Below are 20212 nucleotides of genomic sequence, written 5' to 3'. Positions count from 1 at the left end.
CGCGGCAGGCAAAGGGCTCGGGAATGCGGCGATCTTTGTGGCGCTATCCCGCGTCCGAGCCCGGCGCGGTGCCGACCGAGATCCCGCCGGCCGCCTCCAGCCGCCTGGGCGCCGCCTTGGGCGGGCGGGCGCGCAACTGCTCCAGCCCCTCGCGCGACAGGGGCCGCAGGCCCGCGCCCCCGGCGTCGAGATGGGCGAAGATCATGGCGCGCATGCGCGGCGTCCAGAAGGCCGCGACATGGTCGGCGACGCCGAGAACGCCGGGCTCGTGCGCCTGGCTCTCGAAGAAGCGCGCCACCTGGTTGACCATGGTGACGAGCTTCTCCACCTCGCCGCCGTGGGTTTCGGCCTCGGCGCTCATTCGGCCGGCTCCGCTTGGGCGACGCGGCGCGAACGCTCGGCAAACGAGTTGTAGCGCTCCTGCCAGTCGGTCGGCCCGTTGGAGGGCGAGACCTGGACCGCCGTGACCTTGTATTCCGGGCAGTTGGTGGCCCAGTCGGAATAGTCGGTCGTCACGACGTTGGCCTGCGTCAGCGGGTGGTGGAAGGTCGTGTAGACGACGCCGGGCGCCACGCGGTCGGTCAGCGTCGCGCGCAGGGTCGTGTCGCCCGCGCGGCTCGCGACCTTGACGAAGGCGCCGTCCCGGATGCCCCGTTCCTCCGCGTCGTGGGGATGGATCTCGAGGACGTCCTCCTCGTGCCACATCGTGTTGTCCGTGCGCCGCGTCTGCGCGCCGACATTGTACTGCGACAGGATGCGGCCGGTGGTGAGCAGCAGCGGGAAGCGCGGTCCGACCTTCTCGTCGGTCGGCACGTATTCGGTGACGACGAAGAGGCCCTTGCCGCGCACGAATCCTTCCATGTGCATCAGGGGCGTGCCGAGCGGCGCCTTGTCGGTGACCGGCCACTGCAGCGTCTCCGTCTCCAGCCGCTCGTAGGAGACGCCGGCGAAGGTCGGGGTGAGCGCGGCGATCTCGGCCATGATCTCGCTCGGGTGCGCGTAGTTCATGGGGAAGCCGAGGGCGTTGGCGAGAAGCTGCGTGACCTCCCAGTCGGCATAGCCGTTCTTGGGTTTCATCACGCGGCGCACGCGCTGGATGCGCCGCTCGGCATTGGTGAAGGTCCCGTCCTTTTCGAGGAAGGTCGAGCCCGGCAGGAAGACATGGGCGTGGACGGCCGTCTCGTTGAGGAAAAGGTCCTGCACCACGACGCATTCCATCGCCGCCAGACCGGCGGTGACGTGGCGCGTGTTGGGGTCGGACTGGAGGATGTCCTCGCCCTGGATGTAGATGCCCTTGAACTCGCCCGCGACGGCGGCGTCGAGCATGTTGGGGATGCGCATGCCCGGCTCGTCGTCGAGCTCGACGCCCCACATGGTCTCGAAGAGGGCACGCGCCGTGTCGTCGGAGACGTGGCGGTAGCCCGACAGCTCATGCGGGAAGGAGCCCATGTCGCAGGCGCCCTGCACGTTGTTCTGGCCGCGCAAGGGGTTCACGCCGGCGCCCCGCTTGCCGATATTGCCGGTGGCCATCGCGAGGTTGGCGATCGCCATCACGGTGGTCGAGCCCTGTGAGTGCTCCGTCACGCCGAGGCCGTAATAGATCGCGGCGCGCCCGCCGGTCGCGTAGAGGCGGGCGGCGGCGCGAAGCTCGCCGGCCGGCACGCGCGTCATCGGCTCCACGGCTTCGGGCGAGCGCGAGGCGTCGGAGACGAACTCGGCCCAGGCCTGGAAGGCTTCGAGGTCGCAGCGCTCGCGAACGTAGGACTCGTCGATCAGCCCTTCCGTCACGATCACATGCGCCATGGCGGTCAGGACGGCGACGTTGGTGCCGGGGCGCAGCGGCAGATGGTGCGCCGCCTCGACATGGGGCGTCTTGACGAGGTCGATGCGGCGCGGGTCGATCACGATCAGCTGCGCGCCCTCGCGCAGGCGCTTCTTCATTCGGCTGGCGAAGACCGGGTGGCCGTCCGTCGGGTTGGCGCCGATGACGAGGATGACGTCGGCCTCCTCGACCGAATCGAAGTCCTGCGTGCCGGCCGAAGTGCCGAGCGTCGTCTTCAGGCCGTAGCCCGTCGGCGAGTGGCAGACGCGTGCGCAGGTGTCGACGTTGTTGTTGCCGAAGCCCGCGCGGATCAGCTTCTGGACGAGGAAGGTCTCCTCGTTGGTGCAGCGCGACGAGGTGATGCCGCCGACCGAGTTGCGCCCGTACTTCGCCTGGATGCGCTTGAACTCGGACGCCGTGTGGGCGATCGCCTCCTCCCACGACACCTCGCGCCAGGGCTCCGAGGTGGAGGCGCGGATCATCGGGGAGGTGATGCGCTCGCGGTGATTGGCATAGCCGTAGGCGAAGCGGCCCTTGACGCAGGAATGGCCGTGGTTCGCCTTGCCGTCCTTCCACGGTACCATGCGCACCAGCTCCTCGCCGCGCATCTCGGCCTTGAACGAGCATCCGACGCCGCAATAGGCGCAGGTCGTGACCTTGGAATGCTCCGGCACGCCCATGGCGACGACGGACTTCTCCATCAGCGTCGCGGTCGGGCAGGCCTGCACGCAGGCGCCGCAGGACACGCATTCGGAGGAGAAGAAGTCTTCGCTTTGGCTGGGAGAGACGCGGCTCTCGAACCCTCGGCCGGCGATCGTCAGCGCGAAGGTGCCCTGCACTTCCTCGCAGGCCCGCACGCAGCGCGAACAGACGATGCACTTCGACGGATCGTACTGAAAGTAGGGGTTGGAGAGGTCCTTCTCCATGAACAGCGGGTTCGGCGCGCCGTGCTCGTGCGGGTGGACGTGGTTCTCGCCGTGCTGGCCGTAGCGCACCTCGCGAAGGCCCACCTCGCCCGCCGTGTCCTGCAGTTCGCAGTCGCCGTTGGCCGAGCAGGTCAAGCAGTCCAGCGGATGGTCGGAGATGTAGAGCTCCATCACGCCCCGGCGCAGCTTGGCGATCCGGTCGGTCTGCGTCTTCACCACCATGCCCTCCGCCGCGAGTGTGGTGCAGGAGGCGGGCGTGCCGCGCATGCCCTCGACCTCGACCAGGCACATGCGGCAGGAGCCGAAGGGCTCGAGCGAATCCGTCGCGCAGAGCTTCGGAATCTTGGTGCCCATTTCGGCGGCCGCGCGCATCAGCGACGTGCCGGCGGGGACCGTGATCGTCTCCCCGTCGATGGTGAGGGTCACCTGCTTCTCGGCAACGCGGGCGGGGGTGCCGTAGTCGGTCTCATGAACGAGGGACATATCGGTCTTCTTCTTATTCCGCCGCCTGGAGCCCGGCCGGAAGGCGACGGGCGTCGAGGTCGAAGTCTTCGGGGAAATGGGTCATGGCGCTGGTCACGGGATAGGGCGTGAAACCGCCGAGCGCACAGAGCGAGCCGAACTTCATCGTGTCGCAGAGGTCGGCGAGCAGCGTGAGTTCGGCGGCGACCGGCTGACGCGCCTCGCGCTTCTGGAGAATGCGGTCCACCGCCTCGACCCCGCGCACCGCGCCGATGCGGCAGGGCGTGCACTTGCCGCAGCTTTCCGCCGCACAGAACTCCATGGCGAAGCGCGCCATGTGGGCCATGTCGACGGTGTCGTCGAAGACGGTGATGCCGCCATGGCCGATCAGCCCGTCCTTGGCGGCGAAGGCCTCGTAGTCGAAGGGCGTGTCGAAGAGGGCAGGGGGGAAGTAGGCGCCGAGCGGGCCACCGACCTGCACCGCGCGAACGGGCCTCCCTGAGGCCGTGCCGCCGCCGATCTCGTTGACGAGTTCTCCGAGCGTGATGCCGAAGGGCACCTCGACGAGGCCGCCATACTTCACGTTGCCGGCGAGCTGCACGGGCATGGTGCCGCGCGAACGCCCGAGGCCGAGCCGCTCGTAGGCTTCCGGTCCCTCCGCGAAGATCGCGGGGACGGCGGCGAGCGACAGGACGTTGTTGACCATCGTCGGCTTGCCGAAGAGGCCCTGGAGCGCGGGAAGGGGCGGCTTGGCGCGCACGATGCCGCGCTTGCCCTCGATGGAATTGAGGAGCGAGGTCTCCTCGCCGCAGACATAGGCGCCCGCGCCGACCCGCACCTCCATGTCGAAGGCGAGCCCCGAACTGCCGACGGAGGCACCCAGCCACCCGGCGCGGCGGGCGCCAAGGATCGCCTCTTCCATCGCCTCGATCGCGTGCGGATATTCCGAGCGGATATAGATGTAACCGTAGGTCGCGCCGACCGAGACACCGGCAATCGTCATACCCTCGACCAGGCGGAATGGATCGCCTTCCATGGTCATCCGGTCGGCGAAGGTGCCGGAATCCCCCTCGTCGGCGTTGCAGACGACGTACTTCTGCGCGGCTTCGGCCTTGCGGACCGTTTCCCACTTGATGCCGGTCGGGAAGCCCGCCCCGCCCCGCCCGCGAAGGCCGGAGGCGGCCACCGTCTTCACCCGCGCCTCGGCGTCCATCGCCAGCGCCGCTTTCAGGCCGCGCCAGCCGCCATGGGCGGCGTAGTCGCTCTCCGAGCGGGGATCGATCACGCCGCAGAGCGCCATCGTGGAACGCGTCTGGCGGGCGAGGAACGGATGCTCCTCCGGCCGGCCGATGCGGCTCGGGTGGTCGGCGCCCTCGAGCATGCCGGCGGCGATCAGCGCGCCGACATCCTCCGGCATGACCGGGCCGTAGCCGATGCGCCCGTCCGGCGTCTCGACCTCGACCAGCGGCTCCAGCCAGTGCATGCCGCGCGAGCCGGTGCGTACGATCTCGACCGGCCGGCCGGATGCCTGGAAGGCGGCGGCCACCTCGTCGGCGCCGACCGCGACGGCGGCCGCGTCGCGCGGCACGAAGATGCGGATGGCCTTGCTCATCGGATCGCCTCCTCGATGATGGCGGAGAGCCGGTCCTCGGACAGGCGTCCGTGAATTTTGCCGTTCACCATGGCGGCCGGCGCCACGGAACAGAGGCCGAGGCAGTAGACCGGCTCCAGCGTCGCCGCCCCGTCGCCGGTCGTGCCCTTCATCGCCACGCCGACGACGCGTTCGGCCGCCGCCTGGAGGGCGCGTCCGCCGGCGGCCTGGCAGGCCTCGGCGGCGCAGATCTTGACCACGGTGCGCCCGGCCGGCTGGCGGCGGAAGTCGTGGTAGAAGGTGAGCACGCCGTGCACGTCGGCGCGCGACAGGTTGAGCGCCTCCGCGATCACCGGCACGGCGGCGTCGTCCACCATGCCGAACTCGGCCTGCACGTCGTGCAGGATCGGCAGGAGCGCCCCTGCCCGGCCCTTGTGGGCGGCGAGGATCTCGTCCAGCCGCTCGCGGTCGAAGGGTGTGGCGCGTCGTGCGGAATCGAGCATGGGTGTCTCCCGAGGTGGTCAGGAGCCGGCGCGGCCAGGGCGCGCCGGCTTGGACTCATTCTAGAACAGAGCCGTCGCCTTCAGAAGCGTGATGTAGACGCCCCAGAGAAGCGGCAGCCCCACAGCGATCCAGGCCGCGATCGCCGGCGCGCTGACGCCGCCACGCCCGATCCCGTAGTCGCCGCCCGCTGGGGCGAGCGTCGCGCCCGCGGGGGCGGACAGGCCCGCGCCCTTGGCCTCCTGTCGCATCTGGTACTTTTCCGCCACCGGGCGCACCAGAAGATTTGCGACGAACCCGACGGCCAGAAGCGCCGCGACGGTGAAGAAGATCGGCTGGTACACGGCCTCGCGCGGCACGCCGGCGGCGATCTGCGCGTCGCGGATGTTGCCCGTGATCAGGCCGCCGAAGACGCCGGCGAGCGACCAGGCGGTCAACAGGCGCCCGTGGATCGCGCCGACGAACTTGGTGCCGAAGACGTCGGCGAGATAGGCCGGCACGGTGGCGAAGCCGCCGCCGTACATCGACGCGATCACGCAGAACGAGGCGACGAACACGAAGAGGAGGCCGCTCGACGCCGAGTAGGGGATCAGCGCCGCGTAGAGCGCGAGGCCGAGCGCCAGGATCACGGCATACATGGTCTTGCGGCCGAGCCGGTCGGAGAAGGAGGCCCAGAAGAAGCGGCCGCCGATGTTGAAGAGCGACACGAGGCCGACGAAGCCCGCACCCACCGCCGCGGCCGCGGCGCGCTGCTCGGGCGTGAAGTCGAGGAAGGACACGCCCTCCGCCCCGATCAGCCGGCCGGCGAAGATCTCCTGCAGCATGGGCGAGGCGACGCCGATGATGCCGATCGAGGCCGAGACGTTGGTCAGGAGCACGACCCAGATCAGCCAGAACTGCGGCGTCTTGTGCGCGTCCTTGAGATGGACGTCGCCGGTCGCGATCATCCGGTTGCCGGTGGCCGCCGGCGTCCAGCCGGCCGGGCGCCAGTTCTCCGGCGGAACGCGGTAGCCGAGCGCGCCCGCGACCATGAAGACGAAGTAGCCGGCAGCCAGGACCAGGAAGGTCTGCCAGACGCCGACGCCGTCGGGCGAGGCGAAGTGCCGCATCAGGATGTCGGCCAAGGGCGATCCGATCATCGCGCCGCCGCCGAAGCCCATGATGGCCATGCCCGTCGCCATGCCGCGCTGGTCGGGGAACCACTTGATCAGGGTGGAGACCGGGGAGATGTAGCCCAGACCGAGGCCGATGCCGCCGATCACGCCCGAGCCCAGCCACATCAGCCAGAGCTGGTGGAGGTAGATGCCGAGCGCCGAGATCACCATGCCGCCGCACCAGCAGACGGCCGATACGAGCCCGGCCTTGCGCGGCCCGGCCCGCTCCAGCCAGCCGCCCCAGATCGCCGCCGCACCCCCGAGCACGACGAAGAACAGCGTGTACATCCACAGAAGGTCCGACACGCGCCAGTCGCACGTCGTCGTGAAGAGGGCCGTCCAGAGCGTCATGCCCTCGCAGGCGACGGGCTGGCTTACGCCGATGGCGCGCGACAGGGGCAGCCAGAACACCGAGAAGCCGTAGGCCATCCCGATACAGAGATGGATGGCGAGCGCGCAGGGCGGGATGAGCCAGCGATTGAAGCCGGCCATCGCTACGGTGTTTTCCCGATCGAGGAAGCCGGTTCCCGGCGGTCTTGCGATATCGGCTGCGGAACTCATCGAACCTCCCCCATGTCCAGAGCCTCGGCCTCCCAGCCGTGCCCATGCGTCATGCGGTAAGGGTCGCGCCCAATTTAGAATGCGTCAAACGTCGGCGGAACGATCGATGATAGAGAGGATCTATCACGCCTCCGCGCGCAGCGGCTCGACGCGGCGTCTGAACTCGGCCGAGCGCGCGCAGGCGAGGACCGCGCGCGTCATTGCCGACATCGGATGGCGGTCGAGCACCACGAGGCCGACCGCCTGCGGCGGCGAAGGGTCGTCGAAGGGCAGGATCAGGATGGCCGGGTCGCGCTCGGCGGTGGCCGCGTGCGTATGGGGCAGGATGGAGGACATCTCGCCCATGCGCACCATCGACAGGAGGGCGGTGTAGGAATTGGCGGAGGCGCGCGGCTGCACCTCCATGCCGATCCGTCGCATCTGCGCGTCGAGGATGCGGCGGTTCTGCATGTCGCGCGTCAGAAGGCAGAGCGGCGCGGCCGCGGCCTCGGCCCAGGAGACGGACGCGCGCCCGGCGAAGGGGCCGCCCGAGGGCGTCGCGAAGCGGTATCGCTCCTCGTAGAAGGTCCAGGTGATGACGCCGGTGAGCGGCTCGCTCTCGAGATAGGTGACGCCGCCGTCGATGTCGTGGGCATGGAGCGCCCGCTCGATCTCGCGCGAGGTCATGGACAGGATCACGAGCTGCAACTCGGGGTGATCGAGCGCCAGCACGGGCGCCAACGCGCCGACGGCGGGCATGGCGGCGGGAATGACGCCGAGCCTGAGGCGCCCTGTCAGGCCGAGGCCCGGCTGCCCCGCCGCGCGCAGCAATCCGTCGCAGTCGGCCAGCATCCGCTGGGCCCAGGGAAGCGCGGTCTCGCCCTCCGGCGTCAGGCCGACATAGCGCCGGTCGCGCCTGACGAGTTCCACGCCGAGCGCGGTCTCCAGCGAGGCGATGCCGGCCGAGAGCGTCGGCTGCGACACGCCGCAGCTTTCCGCCGCACGTCGGAAATGGCCGAGCCGCGCCAGCGTCACGAAATATCGGAGATGACGGATCTGCATCGGCCCCCGCACGTCGCCGGCCATCACGGGCCCGCCGCGCGAGGGGTAGCGGCCGCGATCCGTCGTCGCAATGCGTCTCGTTCAACGAATGAAGGGCGACGTGACCCGCGATCCGGTCGAGCCGGTCCGAAAAATGCCGGTCGAGGCAATCCGAATTTAACGTTCTTCGCGGACCATCGGGCAACGCCATGGCCAAAACCGTGCATGGACCTGTTCGGCCGCATCCGTCACCGATCCATCCATGCAATGAGCCCATGACGCTGGAGCAGGGAAACACATGGCGAGGGAATGCCGCTTTCGGGGCTTCAGTCTGGCCCATGTCGAACTGGTCGAGGCCCGCGACGACGGCACGATCGCCATGATCGGCCTCAGCGGATCGGGCGATGCCGTCGCGATGATCGTCCATCCCGAGACCATCGACGAACTCCTGTCGAGGCTGCAGGCCGTCCGCGCCCAGCGGGACGCGCTCGCCTGAACGCACATCCACCCTCGCCGGCGGACGGATCGGTCTGCGACGAACCTTCCAGTCCTCTCCAACGGAGCCGACCATGACCGAAGCCTCCACCTCCGCCGAGAACCGCGAACTGATCGCCTTCACCGTCGCGGGGCAGGAGTTCTGCGTCGACGTCCAGACCGTTCGCGAGATCCGCAGCTACACCGCCGCGACCGCGATCCCGCATGCGCCGCCCTACGTGATCGGCGTCGTCAACCTGCGCGGCATGGTGCTCCCGATCGTCGATCTCGGCGATCGGCTGGGTTTCGGGCGCACCGCGCCCAACGCGCGCTCGGCCATCATCGTCGCGGACATCGGCGGCGATCTCGTCGGCCTGCTCGTGGATTCGATGTCGAGCATCATGACGGTCCGTCAGGACCAGCTCCAGCCTGCGCCCGATGTCGCGTCGTCGCTGGCCCAGTCCTTCGTCGGCGCCGTTCTGGCGATCGACGATCGCATGATCTCGCTGCTGTCGGTCCAAGGGGTCCTGCCCGCGAAACTGGACGTGGCGGCCTAAAGGCGCCTCGTCACCGAGCCGAAGAGCATCCGGCGTCGCAAGGGCCGCCTCGGCGCGGGGCCCGTCTTCGTCGTTCCATGCGATCGTGCAGGTTGGAACAGCTGGAATTGGAGCTGGTCGTGCGAGAGCTATGGCTGCGGATCAGGACCTAAGTCCTGTATCCGCACCGGTCGGCCACGACCGAGCGATAGGGCTCCGCGGCCGGTAGCCGCTGCGAACATTGGTCGATGATCAGGAGAACCGGGGCTCCAGTGCCCGGACGGGGAGCTTCGTATCTTGCCGAAATTCCCCGGGATCGAATGGTGGGCGTGACAGGGATTGAACCTGTGACCCCTACGATGTCAACGTAGTGCTCTCCCGCTGAGCTACACGCCCATTCGATGAAGCGGCTTACACCACAGGAGGCGCAGGGCGGTCAAGACCGTTTGCGCCCCTTGTGGCGGGTTGGCCGCAAAAAAATCAGGCGGCGTCCTGGAGCATCTTGCCGACCTCTTCCACCAGCTCGCGCAGGTGGAAGGGCTTCGACAGGATCTTGGCGTCCTTGGGAGCCTTGGAGTCCGGGTTCAGCGCGACGGCGGCGAAGCCCGTGATGAACATGACCTTGAGGTCGGGGTCGAGCTCGGTGGCGCGGCGCGCCAGCTCGATGCCGTCCATCTCCGGCATCACGATGTCGGTGAGGAGCAGCGAGAACGGCTCCTCGCGCAGGCGCTCGTAGGCGCTGCCGCCGTTGTCGTAGGCGGTCACCTCGTAGCCGGCCTTTTCCAAGGCCTTGGCCAGGAAGCGGCGCATGTCGTTGTCGTCTTCGGCCAGAAGAATCTTGTACATCTCGGAACCTGATTGTCGCGGCGTCCGCCGGACGTGAAGCCTTGGCTGAGATCAACCTTTTAGCAGATTGCTTAAGCAAGAGCTAAATGGAATGTTCGCACGAGAGAACAGCCCTATCTTACGATTAACACGGGCCGTGAAGGGAAGTGCATTTGGACGTCGCAGCGCCGACCCTGGAAACCGCCGCAGGTCCTTGCCCGGCCTTCGAGGTCATCGCGCCGACGCACCAGACGAGCCCGTTCGTGTTCTCCTCGCCCCATAGCGGCCGCGCCTATCCCGCCGCGTTCCTGGCCCAGAGCCGGCTCGGTCCCTCGGCCATCCGTCGCTCCGAGGACCTCTTCGTCGACCAGCTCTTCGACTTCGTGCCGGCGCTCGGCGCGCCGCTCCTGGTGGCGCGCTTTCCCCGTGCCTTCCTGGACGTGAACCGGGAGCCCTTCGAACTCGACCCGGCCATGTTCTCCGGGTCGATCCCGCCCCAGGCGAACTCCGCCTCGGTCCGGGTCGCGGGCGGGCTCGGCACCATCCCGCGGATCGTCGCAGAGCGCGAGGAGATCTATTCCGGCCGCATTCCCGTGGCGGAGGCCATGGCGCGGATCGAGACGATCTACATGCCCTTCCACCAGACGCTGGAGCGGCTGGTCGAGACCACCCGCCGCCGCTTCGGCTTCGCGATCCTGATCGACTGTCACTCCATGCCCTCGTCCGTCCGTCCGATGCCCGGCGGCCCGAAGGCGGACGTCGTGGTGGGCGACCGGTTCGGCACCAGCGCCGCCCATCACTATGTCGCCATGGCGACCCAGCGCCTGTCGGCCCTCGGCCTCGACGTGACGCGCAACAAGCCCTACGCCGGGGGCTACATCACCGAGCGCTACGGGCGGCCGCGCGCCGGCGTCCACGCCATCCAGCTCGAGATCAACCGGGCGCTCTACGCCGACGAGCGCAACTTCGTGCCGCATGCCGCCTTCGGCCATTTCCGGCGCGTGCTCTGGGAGTTCGTCTCCTGCTTCACGGCCGAGGTCGAGGCCGAGATCCAGCGGCCGGCCGCCGCGGAGTAGCGCTCTCGCCAGCCCCGGCCGTTCGGCCTATAGGACGGGCTCCCGCCTGGAGACCCGACCATGACGACTCTGCCCGACGCTTCCTTCCTGTTCCGCCTGGCGGACGCCGCCGCCAAGGAAACGCTTCCGCGCTTCCGCACCGCGCTCAGCATCGAGTCCAAGCCCAAGGAGGGCTTCACCTTCGATCCCGTGACGGAGGCCGACCGCGAGGCGGAAAAGGCGATCCGCGCCCTGATCGAGGCGGAGTACCCGTCGCATGCGATTCTCGGCGAGGAGTTCGGCCTCTCGGGTTCGGGCGACCATCTCTGGGTGATCGATCCGGTGGACGGGACGCGGCCCTTCATCTGCGGCGTGCCCGTCTGGGGCACGCTGATCGGCCTGACGGTGCGCGGGCGCGCCGAGATCGGCATCATGAGCCAGCCCTATACGGGCGAGCGTTTCTGGGCGACGCCGGAGGGCGCGTTCGGGGAGGGGCCTCTCGGCCGGACGTCCCTCAAGGTGCGCGACGTCGGCGGCCTGTCGGGCGCGACCCTCTTCTCGTCGGCGCCCGAACTCTTCAAGGGCGGGCTCAAGGACCGCTTCCAGACCCTGGTGGACCAGGTCCGGCTGACCCGCTTCGGGGCCGACTGCTACGCCTTCGCCATGCTGGCGTCGGGCCATGTCGACATCTGCGTCGAGCCGGGTCTCCAGCCCTACGACATCGTGGCGCTGACCCCGATCGTGGAGCGGGCGGGCGGCGTGATCACCACCTTCTCCGGCGACCGGCCGGAAGAGGGCGGCGACGTGGTGGCGGCCGCGACGCCCGCGCTGCACGAGGCGGCGCTGCGCATCCTCAACGGCTGACGGCGTCGCCTTCGGGCGAGGGAAGGGCGGCCGGCGGCGCCTCGGCAGCGACGGCCGCGCCGATCAGCGCCTCGTCGATCGGCGGCAGGGGCGGGGGTCGGGGCAGGGCGTCGGCCAGAAAGGCCTCGATGGCGGCCAGTGCCGGCTCGCGGAAGCGGTCGGCCTCCTGGAGGAGCTCGTGGCGGGCGCCGGGCACCCGGATCGAATGGCCCGCGCGCATGCGCCAGGCGAGCCGTTCGGCGGCGGCCGTCGAGACCACGCGGTCGTCGCCCGGCAGGAGAAACAGCGTCGGCAGGTCGAGACGCGCGATCCGGTCGGAATCGTCGAGGCGTCGCGTCGCCTTCAGCACGGCCCGCAGCCAGGACGCCGAGACGCCTTCCACGAAAAGCCAGGGCGCGGCCGCCTGGAGCGCGCGATTGCGCTCGAAGCGCCGGGCGTCGCTGGTCAGGACGTTGCCGGCGAGCGGCTCGCGCGGGTCGAGGCGGCGCGCGCGCCGCAGCGGCACGAAGCCGAGGCCGCACCAGTGGAAGGCGCCGGCGACCAGCGCCTGGAGGCGCCGCATCCCGGCCGAGCCCGGCAGGGCGACCAGCGGTGCCAAAACCACCATGCGCTCCACCAGAGACGACAGGTGCGACGTGGCGCTCAGGGCGACGAGGCCCCCCATGGAATGGGCGATGACGGCATAGGGGGGCGGACAGCGGTCCATCACCACATCGCGCAGGAAGCGTTCGAGATCGTGGATCAGCGTCGAAAGGCTGCCAACATGGCCGACGCCCGCCAGGAACGTGCCCCGCCCGGAGCCCCCCTGGCCACGCCAGTCGAAGCTCGCGACCGTGAAGCCGCGCGCGTTGAGGTCGGCGATCGTCTCGTAATACTTCTCCACCGCCTCGTTGCGCCCCTGCAGGAGCAGCACCGTGCCACGACTCGTCATCTCGGGCGGGCCGCGCCCGATCACGAAGCGCAGGCGCGCACCGTGCCCGAGCTCATGATGGCCCGTCTCCAGCCCGACGGGCTCGGGATTGGCGTCGATCGATGCGAAGGCGTCGGTGGATTGGGGCACGGCGGCTCCGTCGGGCGAAGGTGCCTCTAGCCTGTAGCGCAGCCGGGCGGCCGGTTGAAGGCGGGAAAGGGGGAGGTCGAGAGTTCCCTTCGGAGCTCTCGACCCCAAGCGACCGGGACGGAAGGGACGGGACGCCCCGATCGTTCGCGTGGATGGTGTCCGGACAGGGCCATGGCGGCCGGCCGGACGCGCGAGGCGGGATGGCCCCGAACCGAAGGGGACGCGACTCCCGGCTTCGATATCGGCGGTTGTAAGTGCTGCAACGTGAACGGTCTCCGAAGAGCGCGTTCATTTTCGGTTCAGCCGGAAAATCAGCGCTAAGCCGTTGCGATGAGTGAAGAAAAAAATTCGAGCGGGTTCGCGGGGCAGTGTCTTGAAGGCCCATTTCGCCTTTCCCATCTTCCCTTCAGCGGTCGCCGGATAGCGGGGCCGCCAGCCCGGACGGACCGGCCGCCGCCTTGTGTGCGGGGCATGACGGACCACGGGTTCGATACGCAAACAGTTGCTCAACGGAGAACAATCATGCGTCAGTTCGACTTCGCCCCTCTTTATCGCTCCACCGTCGGTTTCGACCGGCTCTTCTCGATGCTCGACGCGGCCGGCAATGCCGAGAACGCCCAGAGCTATCCGCCCTACAACATCGAGCGCACCGGCGAGACCACCTACCGCATCACCATGGCGGTGGCGGGCTTCTCGGAGAGCGACCTCTCGATCGAGTCGCGTGAGAACACGCTGACCGTGAAGGGCGAGAAGGCCGACGAGACGGCGGGGAACTCGGAGTTCCTGTATCGTGGGATCGCGGGCCGCGCCTTCGAGCGCCGCTTCCAGCTCGCCGAGCATGTGGAGGTCAAGGGCGCGAGCCTGAAGAACGGCCTCCTGCACATCGACCTCGCCCGCATCGTGCCGGAAGCCCTGAAGCCCCGCCGCATCGAGATCGCGACCGCCAACGGCAACGAGGCCAAGGCGATCGAGGCGACCGCGGCCTGATCCTTAGGGTCGCAAGACTTGGCAATGGACGGCGCCCCACGGGGCGCCGTTTTTCGTTGGGGCGGATGGTTCAGCCGATCAGGGCGCAGAAGCGCTCGACTTCGCTCGTCTCGGTCGACCAGCTCGTGACCAGGCGATAGAAGCCTTCGCCCTCGCCGACGAGCCCGGGCATGTCGTGGGGCGGGTTCCAGTCGTAGAAGGTCGCGCCTTCCGCCCGCAGCCGCTCGGCGGTCGCCTGGTCGATCACGGCGAAGATCTCGTTGGAGCGTGTGTCCCAGGCCTCGCGAGCGTGCGGCGAGCGGGCGATGCCGGCCCGCAGCGCATCGGCGGCGGCGTTGGCGCGGGCGGCGAGTTCTAGCCACAGGCCACCGTCCAGATAGGCCGCGAACTGGGCGGCCATGAAGCGCGTCTTGGAGAAGAGCTGCGCCCCGCGCTTGCGGATATAGGGGAACTGCTCGGCCTGTTTCGGGTCGAAGAAGACCACGGCCTCGGCACACCAGCAGCCGTTCTTGGTGGCGCCGAAGGACAGGATGTCGACACCCGCGCGCCAGGTCATCTCGGCCGGCGAGGCGTTGGTGGCCGCGAGCGCGTTGGCGAACCGTGCCCCGTCCATGTGGAAGGCGAGGCCCCGTTCGTGTGCGATCTCGCCGATCGCGGCGATCTCGGCCAGCGAATAGAGCGTGCCCGCCTCCGTCGCCTGGCTCACCGACACCGCCATCGGCTGACCGGCATGGACGAAGCCCGGCCGGAAGCGGCCGAGCTCGGAAACGAGATGGCCAGGGTCCATGCGCCCGAAGGCGCCCTCGACCGGCACCATGCGCGCGCCGTGCGTGAAGAATTCGGGCGCGCCGCACTCGTCCTGCGCGACATGCGCCTCGCGGTGGCACATCACCACGCCGCCCGGCCGGTTGACCGCGGCGAAGGACAAGGAGTTCGCCGCCGTCCCCGTGCCGACGAAGTAGACCGCGACCTCCCGCTCGAAGATCTCGTTGAACCGCCGCTCCACGGCCTTGTCGATGTCGCTCGCGCCGTAGGCGGCGGCATATCCGGCGCCGTGGTGCTCCAGGGATTGCGTGACGGCGGGATGGGCGCCGGACCAGTTGTCGGATGCGAAGATCATGGCGGCTGACTACTCCGCTTGCGAGCGGTCGTCAAAGCCGCGGGGGGCCGCCGCCTTTGCATGGAAAGCTTGAGGAAGTTAGAACCGCTCTTGCCGCTGGACCCCAAGTCTGGCATAAACCGGAAAATAGGTCAGCATTGCTGCCCTATATGGGGCGCAGGTCTCCGGGACGGCGCCCCCAGGCGCGCGCCGGGAGAGCGGGCGCTTCGACACGAACAGGGGCAGGCGCGGCGCGCGGCGGCGAGAAACCGACCGGGCGCCGAAGTCTTGCGCGAAGAAACCGGCCGCCCGAATCCTTCAGGCGCCTTCAGGACAGGGAGACACGCGATGACGATCGAAACGCCATCCATCATCGAGGGTGAGGCCACGACGGCCGTCAACACCGCGATGGGCGCCGTCAAACCGCGTCGCCTGCCGGAGCGCCAGGGCCTCTACGATCCGGCCAACGAGAGCGATGCCTGCGGCGTCGGCTTCATCGCGCACATGAAGAACCAGAAATCCCACTCGATCGTCGAGAAGGGGCTGAAGATCCTGCACAACCTCGAGCATCGCGGGGCGGTCGGTGCCGACCCCTTGATGGGCGACGGCGCGGGCATGCTGGTCCAGATTCCACACGACCTGTTCCAGGCCGAGATGAAGGCGCAGGGCATCGATCTGCCCGAGCCCGGCCACTACGGCGTCGGCTTCGTCTTCATGCCGCAGGACGAGGCGCGCCGCCTTCATTTCAAGGCGATCTTCGAGCAGGCCGCCGCCGAGGAAGGCTGCACCGTGCTCGGCTGGCGCGACGTGCCGGTCGACAATTCGTCGCTGTCCAAGGCGCCCGAGATCGCCGCGACCGAGCCCTGCCACCGGCAGGTCTTCATCGCGCGCCCGGCCTCGGCCGCGACCGACGACGAGTTCGAGCGCAAGCTCTACATCATCCGCAAGGTCGTCTCGAACCGCGTCTATGCGGAAGCGCATTCGGTGGACACCGACTTCTACGTTGTGTCCCTGTCCTCGCGCACGATCGTCTACAAGGGCATGTTCCTGTCCTATCAGGTCGGCGCCTATTACAAGGACCTCAAGGACCCGCGCTTCACGAGCGCTCTGGCGTTGGTGCACCAGCGCTTCTCCACCAACACGTTCCCGTCCTGGCGCCTCGCGCACCCCTATCGCATGGTGGCGCACAACGGCGAGATCAACACGCTGCGCGGCAACGTCAACTGGATGGCGGCCCGTCAGGCCTCGGTGGATTCGGAGCTCTTCGGCAACGACATCTCCAAGCTCTGGCCCATCTCCTATGAGGGCCAGTCCGACACGGCCTGCTTCGACAACGCGCTCGAATTCCTCACGCAGGGCGGCTACCCGCTCGCCCATGCGATGATGATGCTCATCCCCGAGGCCTGGTCCGGCAACAAGGAGATGAGCCCGGAGCGCCAGGCCTTCTACGAGTACCATGCGGCCCTGATGGAGCCCTGGGACGGGCCGGCCGCCGTGTGCTTCACCGACGGGCGCCAGATCGGCGCGACGCTCGACCGCAACGGGTTGCGGCCGGCGCGCTACGTCGTGACCGACGACGACCTCGTGATCCTGGCCTCCGAGGCCGGCACGCTCGAGGTCGCCGAGGAGCGGATCGTCAGGAAGTGGCGGCTCCAGCCGGGCCGAATGCTCTTGATCGACCTGGAAAAGGGCCGCATCGTCTCTGACGAGGAGGTCAAGAGCGAGATCGCAGGCGCCAACCCCTATCGCGACTGGCTGCGCTCCACCCAGCTCATCCTGGAGGACCTGAAGCCCGTGCAGCCGCGCGCGTCCCGCGCGGACGTGTCGCTGCTCGACCGCCAGCAGGCCTTCGGCTACAGTCAGGAGGACACCAAGATCCTGATGGCGCCCATGGCCACGACCGGCCAGGAAGCCATCGGCTCGATGGGCACGGACACGCCGATTTCCGCCATGAGCGAGAAGTCGAAGCTGCTCTACACCTATTTCAAGCAGAACTTCGCCCAGGTCACCAACCCGCCGATCGATCCGATCCGCGAGGAGCTGGTGATGAGCCTCGTCTCCTTCATCGGCCCGCGCCCGAACATCCTCGACCTGGAGGGCACCTCGCGCCGCAAGCGGCTGGAGGTGCGCCAGCCGATCCTGACCAATGCGGACCTCGAGAAGATCCGCACGATCGGCCACACCGAGGACCGGTTCGACACCAAGACGCTCGACACGACCTATCCGTCCGAACAGGGCGCGAGCGGCATGGCGGGCGCGCTCGACCGGCTCTGCGAGCGGGCGGAGGCGGCCGTCGTCGGCGGCTACAACATCATCATCCTGTCCGACCGCCAGATGGGGCCGGACCGCATCCCGCTGCCGGCGCTTCTCGCCACGGCCGCCGTGCACCATCACCTGATCCGCAAGGGCCTGCGCACCGCCGCCGGCCTCGTGGTGGAATCGGGCGAGCCGCGTGAGGTCCACCACTTCGCGTGCCTCGCCGGCTACGGCGCGGAGGCGATCAACCCCTATCTCGCCTTCGACACGCTGCTCGGAATGCACGCGCGCGGCGACTTCCCGCCGGAGGTCGACGCCAAGGAGCTCGTCTCGCGCTTCATCAAGTCGGTGGGCAAGGGGCTGCTCAAGGTCATGTCGAAGATGGGCATCTCGACCTACCAGTCCTATTGCGGCGCGCAGATCTTCGACGCGATCGGCCTCAAGTCCGAGTTCGTGAAGCGCTACTTCGCCGGCACCTCGACCACGATCGAGGGCGTCGGGCTGGAGGAGATCGCCCGCGAGACCGTGGAGCGCCATGCGCTCGCCTTCTCCGACGACCCGGTTCTGGCGCGCTCGCTCGAAGTCGGCGGCGAATACGCCTACCGCATGCGCGGCGAGGCCCATATCTGGTCGCCGGATGCGGTCGCGACGCTGCAGCACGCCGTGCGCCTCGACAGTTACAACACCTACAAGGAATACGCCGCGCTCGTGAACGAGTCGGCCGTCGCCAACTCCACCATCCGCGGCCTGTTCAAGCTGCGCATGGCGGAAGAAGTGGGTCTCTCCCCCGTGCCGCTCGACGAGGTCGAGCCGGCCGCCGAGATCGTCAAGCGCTTCTCGACGGGCGCGATGAGCTTCGGCTCCATCTCCCGCGAGGCCCACGCGACGCTCGCTGTCGCCATGAACCGCATCGGCGGCAAGTCCAACACGGGCGAGGGCGGCGAGGAGCCGGACCGTTACCTGAAGCTGCCCGACGGCTCGGCCAACCCCGAGCGCTCGGCCATCAAGCAGGTGGCGTCGGGACGCTTCGGCGTGACGACCGAGTATCTCGTCAACGCCGACATGCTCCAGATCAAGGTGGCGCAGGGTGCCAAGCCCGGCGAGGGCGGCCAGCTGCCCGGCCACAAGGTGGACGCGACCATCGCCAAGACCCGGCACTCGACGCCGGGCGTCGGCCTGATCTCGCCGCCGCCGCACCACGACATCTATTCGATCGAGGATCTGGCGCAGCTCATCTACGACCTGAAGAACGTCAATCCGGAAGCCGACATCTCGGTCAAGCTCGTCTCCGAGGTCGGCGTCGGCACGGTGGCCGCCGGCGTCGCCAAGGCGCGCGCCGACCACATCATCGTGTCGGGCTACGACGGGGGCACGGGCGCCTCGCCGCTCACCTCCATCAAGCACGCGGGTAGCCCATGGGAGATGGGCCTTGCCGAGACCCAGCAGACGCTGGTGCTCAACGGCCTTCGCTCGCGCATCGCGCTGCAGGTCGACGGCGGCCTGCGCTCGGGCCGCGACGTCGTGATCGGGGCGCTTCTCGGCGCCGACGAGTTCGGCTTCTCGACCGGCCCCTTGATCGCGGCCGGCTGCATCATGATGCGCAAGTGCCACCTCAACACCTGCCCCGTCGGCGTCGCGACGCAGGATCCCGTCCTGCGCTCGCGCTTCAAGGGCACGCCCGAGCACGTCATCAACTTCTTCTTCTTCGTCGCCGAAGAGGTGCGCGAGATCATGGCGGCCATGGGCGTTCGCACCCTTGCCGAGCTGATCGGTCGCTCCGAGCGGCTCGACAAGCGGGAGCTGGTTGATCACTGGAAGGCGAAGGGCCTGGACTTCTCCAAGGTCTTCTTCAAGCCGGACGCGCCGATCGAGGAGACCTACTGGACGCAGCGCCAGGAGCATCCGATCCAGGACGTGCTCGACCGCAAGCTGATCGCCGAGGCGCAGGTTGCGCTGACCGCGCGCCAGCAGGTCGAGATCGAGACGGCCATCGGCAATGTCGACCGCTCGGCCGGCGCGATGCTGTCCGGCGAAGTCGCCAAGCGCTTCGGTCACAAGGGGCTCGCTGACGACACGATCAAGGTGAAGCTGCTGGGGACCGCCGGCCAGAGCTTCGGTGCGTTCCTCGCCAAGGGTGTCACCTTCGATCTCGTGGGCGACGGCAACGACTATGTCGGCAAGGGCCTGTCGGGCGGCAAGATCATCGTCCGGCCGCGTCCCGAGACGCGGATCGTGCCGGAGGAGTCGATCATCGTCGGCAACACGGTGCTCTACGGCGCCATCGCCGGCGAGTGCTACTTCCGGGGCGTGGCGGGCGAGCGCTTCGCCGTGCGCAACTCGGGCGCCATCGCGGTGGTCGAGGGCGTGGGCGACCACGGCTGCGAGTACATGACCGGCGGCGTGGTGGTGATCCTCGGGCATACGGGCCGCAACTTCGCGGCCGGCATGTCGGGCGGCATCGCCTATGTCTACGACCCGGAGGGCAACTTCGCCAACCGCTGCAACATGGCGATGGTCGAGCTCGAGCCGGTGCCGGAGGAGGACGACCTCCTCGAGAAGCTGCACCACCACGGCGGCGACCTCCAGCACAAGGGACGCGTCGACGTGTCCTCCAACATGACCGGCCACGACGACGAGCGGCTCTACCGGCTGATCTCCAACCATCTCGAATACACGGGCTCGACCCGCGCCAAGGAGATGCTGGACCACTGGGAGACCTATCGCCCGAAATTCGTGAAGGTCATGCCGGTGGAGTACCGCCGCGCGCTTCTCGAAATGGAGCGCATGCGCATGGGCGTCGCGGCCGAGTAGGGCCGCCGCCTCCCGGAGCCCGAACGCGCCGGGCCGCGCCTCGCCAGGAGGGAGCGGCCCGGATGCCGGGCCTCGGTTCGCACTCGCGAAGTCTGGACGCGTTCTATTCTCGCGGAAATTGGTGTAAGGCGAGCCCGGTCGGCAAGGGGTCCGATCGCTCGCACAAGGGTGGCCCGCGCGCCGATGGCGGCGCCGCCGCCCGGACGGA

General features: G+C 68.7%; 15 protein-coding genes and 1 tRNA gene. 6 read left to right on the top strand and 10 right to left on the bottom strand.

The genetic code is table 11. The annotated features are described in order from the left end of the window. Positions 1 to 43 precede the first annotated feature (43 nt). The 6 genes from O5O54_RS08720 to O5O54_RS08695 form a co-directional block, all read right to left on the bottom strand. Positions 44 to 361 carry a formate dehydrogenase subunit delta gene (locus O5O54_RS08720; protein ID WP_279480733.1) on the bottom strand — a complete coding sequence of 106 codons (318 nt, stop codon included), beginning with the start codon at positions 359 to 361 and terminating at the stop codon, positions 44 to 46. Further along, entirely contained in the window at positions 358 to 3231 is a 2874-nt protein-coding gene (fdhF, locus tag O5O54_RS08715; protein ID WP_279480731.1) for a formate dehydrogenase subunit alpha, read from the bottom strand. The genes O5O54_RS08720 and fdhF overlap by 4 nt, the downstream gene beginning before the upstream one ends. A 13-nt stretch (positions 3232 to 3244) precedes the next feature. After that, on the bottom strand, positions 3245 to 4822 hold the full coding sequence (locus tag O5O54_RS08710) for an NADH-quinone oxidoreductase subunit NuoF (RefSeq protein WP_279480729.1): 1578 nt from the start codon (positions 4820 to 4822) through the stop codon (positions 3245 to 3247). After that, positions 4819 to 5304, bottom strand: a complete 486-nt coding sequence (locus O5O54_RS08705; protein ID WP_279480727.1) for a formate dehydrogenase subunit gamma — start codon at positions 5302 to 5304, stop codon at positions 4819 to 4821. The genes O5O54_RS08710 and O5O54_RS08705 overlap by 4 nt, the downstream gene beginning before the upstream one ends. A 60-nt stretch (positions 5305 to 5364) precedes the next feature. Further along, a complete protein-coding gene (locus O5O54_RS08700) occupies positions 5365 to 7017 on the bottom strand; it encodes an OFA family MFS transporter (RefSeq protein ID WP_279480725.1) in 1653 nt (550 codons plus the stop codon). A 123-nt stretch (positions 7018 to 7140) separates the two neighbouring features. Then, complete coding sequence (locus O5O54_RS08695; protein WP_279480724.1) at positions 7141 to 8082, bottom strand: LysR family transcriptional regulator; 942 nt, start codon at positions 8080 to 8082, stop codon at positions 7141 to 7143. Between the two features lie 253 nt (positions 8083 to 8335). Here O5O54_RS08695 and O5O54_RS08690 point away from each other — a divergent pair, with 253 nt between their 5' ends. Continuing rightward, positions 8336 to 8533, top strand: coding sequence for a hypothetical protein (locus O5O54_RS08690; RefSeq protein WP_279480722.1), 198 nt, complete (start codon positions 8336 to 8338; stop codon positions 8531 to 8533). Positions 8534 to 8606: 73 nt separating this feature from the next. Next, complete coding sequence (locus O5O54_RS08685; protein ID WP_279480720.1) at positions 8607 to 9068, top strand: chemotaxis protein CheW; 462 nt, start codon at positions 8607 to 8609, stop codon at positions 9066 to 9068. A 300-nt stretch (positions 9069 to 9368) separates the two neighbouring features. Here O5O54_RS08685 and O5O54_RS08680 read toward each other — a convergent pair. Further along, a tRNA-Val gene (locus O5O54_RS08680) sits at positions 9369 to 9443 on the bottom strand. Positions 9444 to 9527: 84 nt separating this feature from the next. Beyond that, positions 9528 to 9893 carry a cell cycle two-component system response regulator CpdR gene (gene cpdR / locus O5O54_RS08675; RefSeq protein ID WP_019996719.1) on the bottom strand — a complete coding sequence of 122 codons (366 nt, stop codon included), beginning with the start codon at positions 9891 to 9893 and terminating at the stop codon, positions 9528 to 9530. A 152-nt stretch (positions 9894 to 10045) separates the two neighbouring features. Between cpdR and O5O54_RS08670 the strand changes: the two genes are divergently transcribed. After that, positions 10046 to 10948: an N-formylglutamate amidohydrolase gene (locus O5O54_RS08670; RefSeq protein WP_279480716.1), complete on the top strand. Its 903-nt coding sequence runs from the start codon at positions 10046 to 10048 to the stop codon at positions 10946 to 10948. Positions 10949 to 11008: 60 nt separating this feature from the next. Further along, a complete protein-coding gene (gene hisN / locus O5O54_RS08665; protein WP_279480714.1) occupies positions 11009 to 11791 on the top strand; it encodes a histidinol-phosphatase in 783 nt (260 codons plus the stop codon). On the opposite strand, the gene O5O54_RS08660 is transcribed toward hisN, so the two are convergent. Next, on the bottom strand, positions 11781 to 12851 hold the full coding sequence (locus O5O54_RS08660; RefSeq protein WP_279480712.1) for an alpha/beta hydrolase: 1071 nt from the start codon (positions 12849 to 12851) through the stop codon (positions 11781 to 11783). The genes hisN and O5O54_RS08660 overlap by 11 nt on opposite strands. Before the next feature lie 522 nt (positions 12852 to 13373). Between O5O54_RS08660 and O5O54_RS08655 the strand changes: the two genes are divergently transcribed. After that, the gene (locus O5O54_RS08655) at positions 13374 to 13838 is read left to right on the top strand and encodes an Hsp20 family protein (RefSeq protein WP_279480710.1); all 465 of its coding nucleotides are present in this window, start codon (positions 13374 to 13376) and stop codon (positions 13836 to 13838) included. A gap of 70 nt (positions 13839 to 13908) precedes the next feature. Here O5O54_RS08655 and O5O54_RS08650 read toward each other — a convergent pair whose 3' ends face one another. After that, entirely contained in the window at positions 13909 to 14958 is a 1050-nt protein-coding gene (locus O5O54_RS08650; protein ID WP_279480706.1) for a low specificity L-threonine aldolase, read from the bottom strand. Between the two features lie 327 nt (positions 14959 to 15285). Between O5O54_RS08650 and gltB the strand changes: the two genes are divergently transcribed. Further along, a complete protein-coding gene (gene gltB, locus O5O54_RS08645) occupies positions 15286 to 20004 on the top strand; it encodes a glutamate synthase large subunit (RefSeq protein WP_407061676.1) in 4719 nt (1572 codons plus the stop codon). Positions 20005 to 20212: the final 208 nt, after the last annotated feature.

It is taken from the genome of Aureimonas sp. SK2, assembly GCF_029813115.1.
GTDB lineage: Bacteria > Pseudomonadota > Alphaproteobacteria > Rhizobiales > Rhizobiaceae > Aureimonas.
Note: the sequence above shows the minus strand (reverse complement) of the source record. Positions and strands in the feature narration are given on the sequence as shown.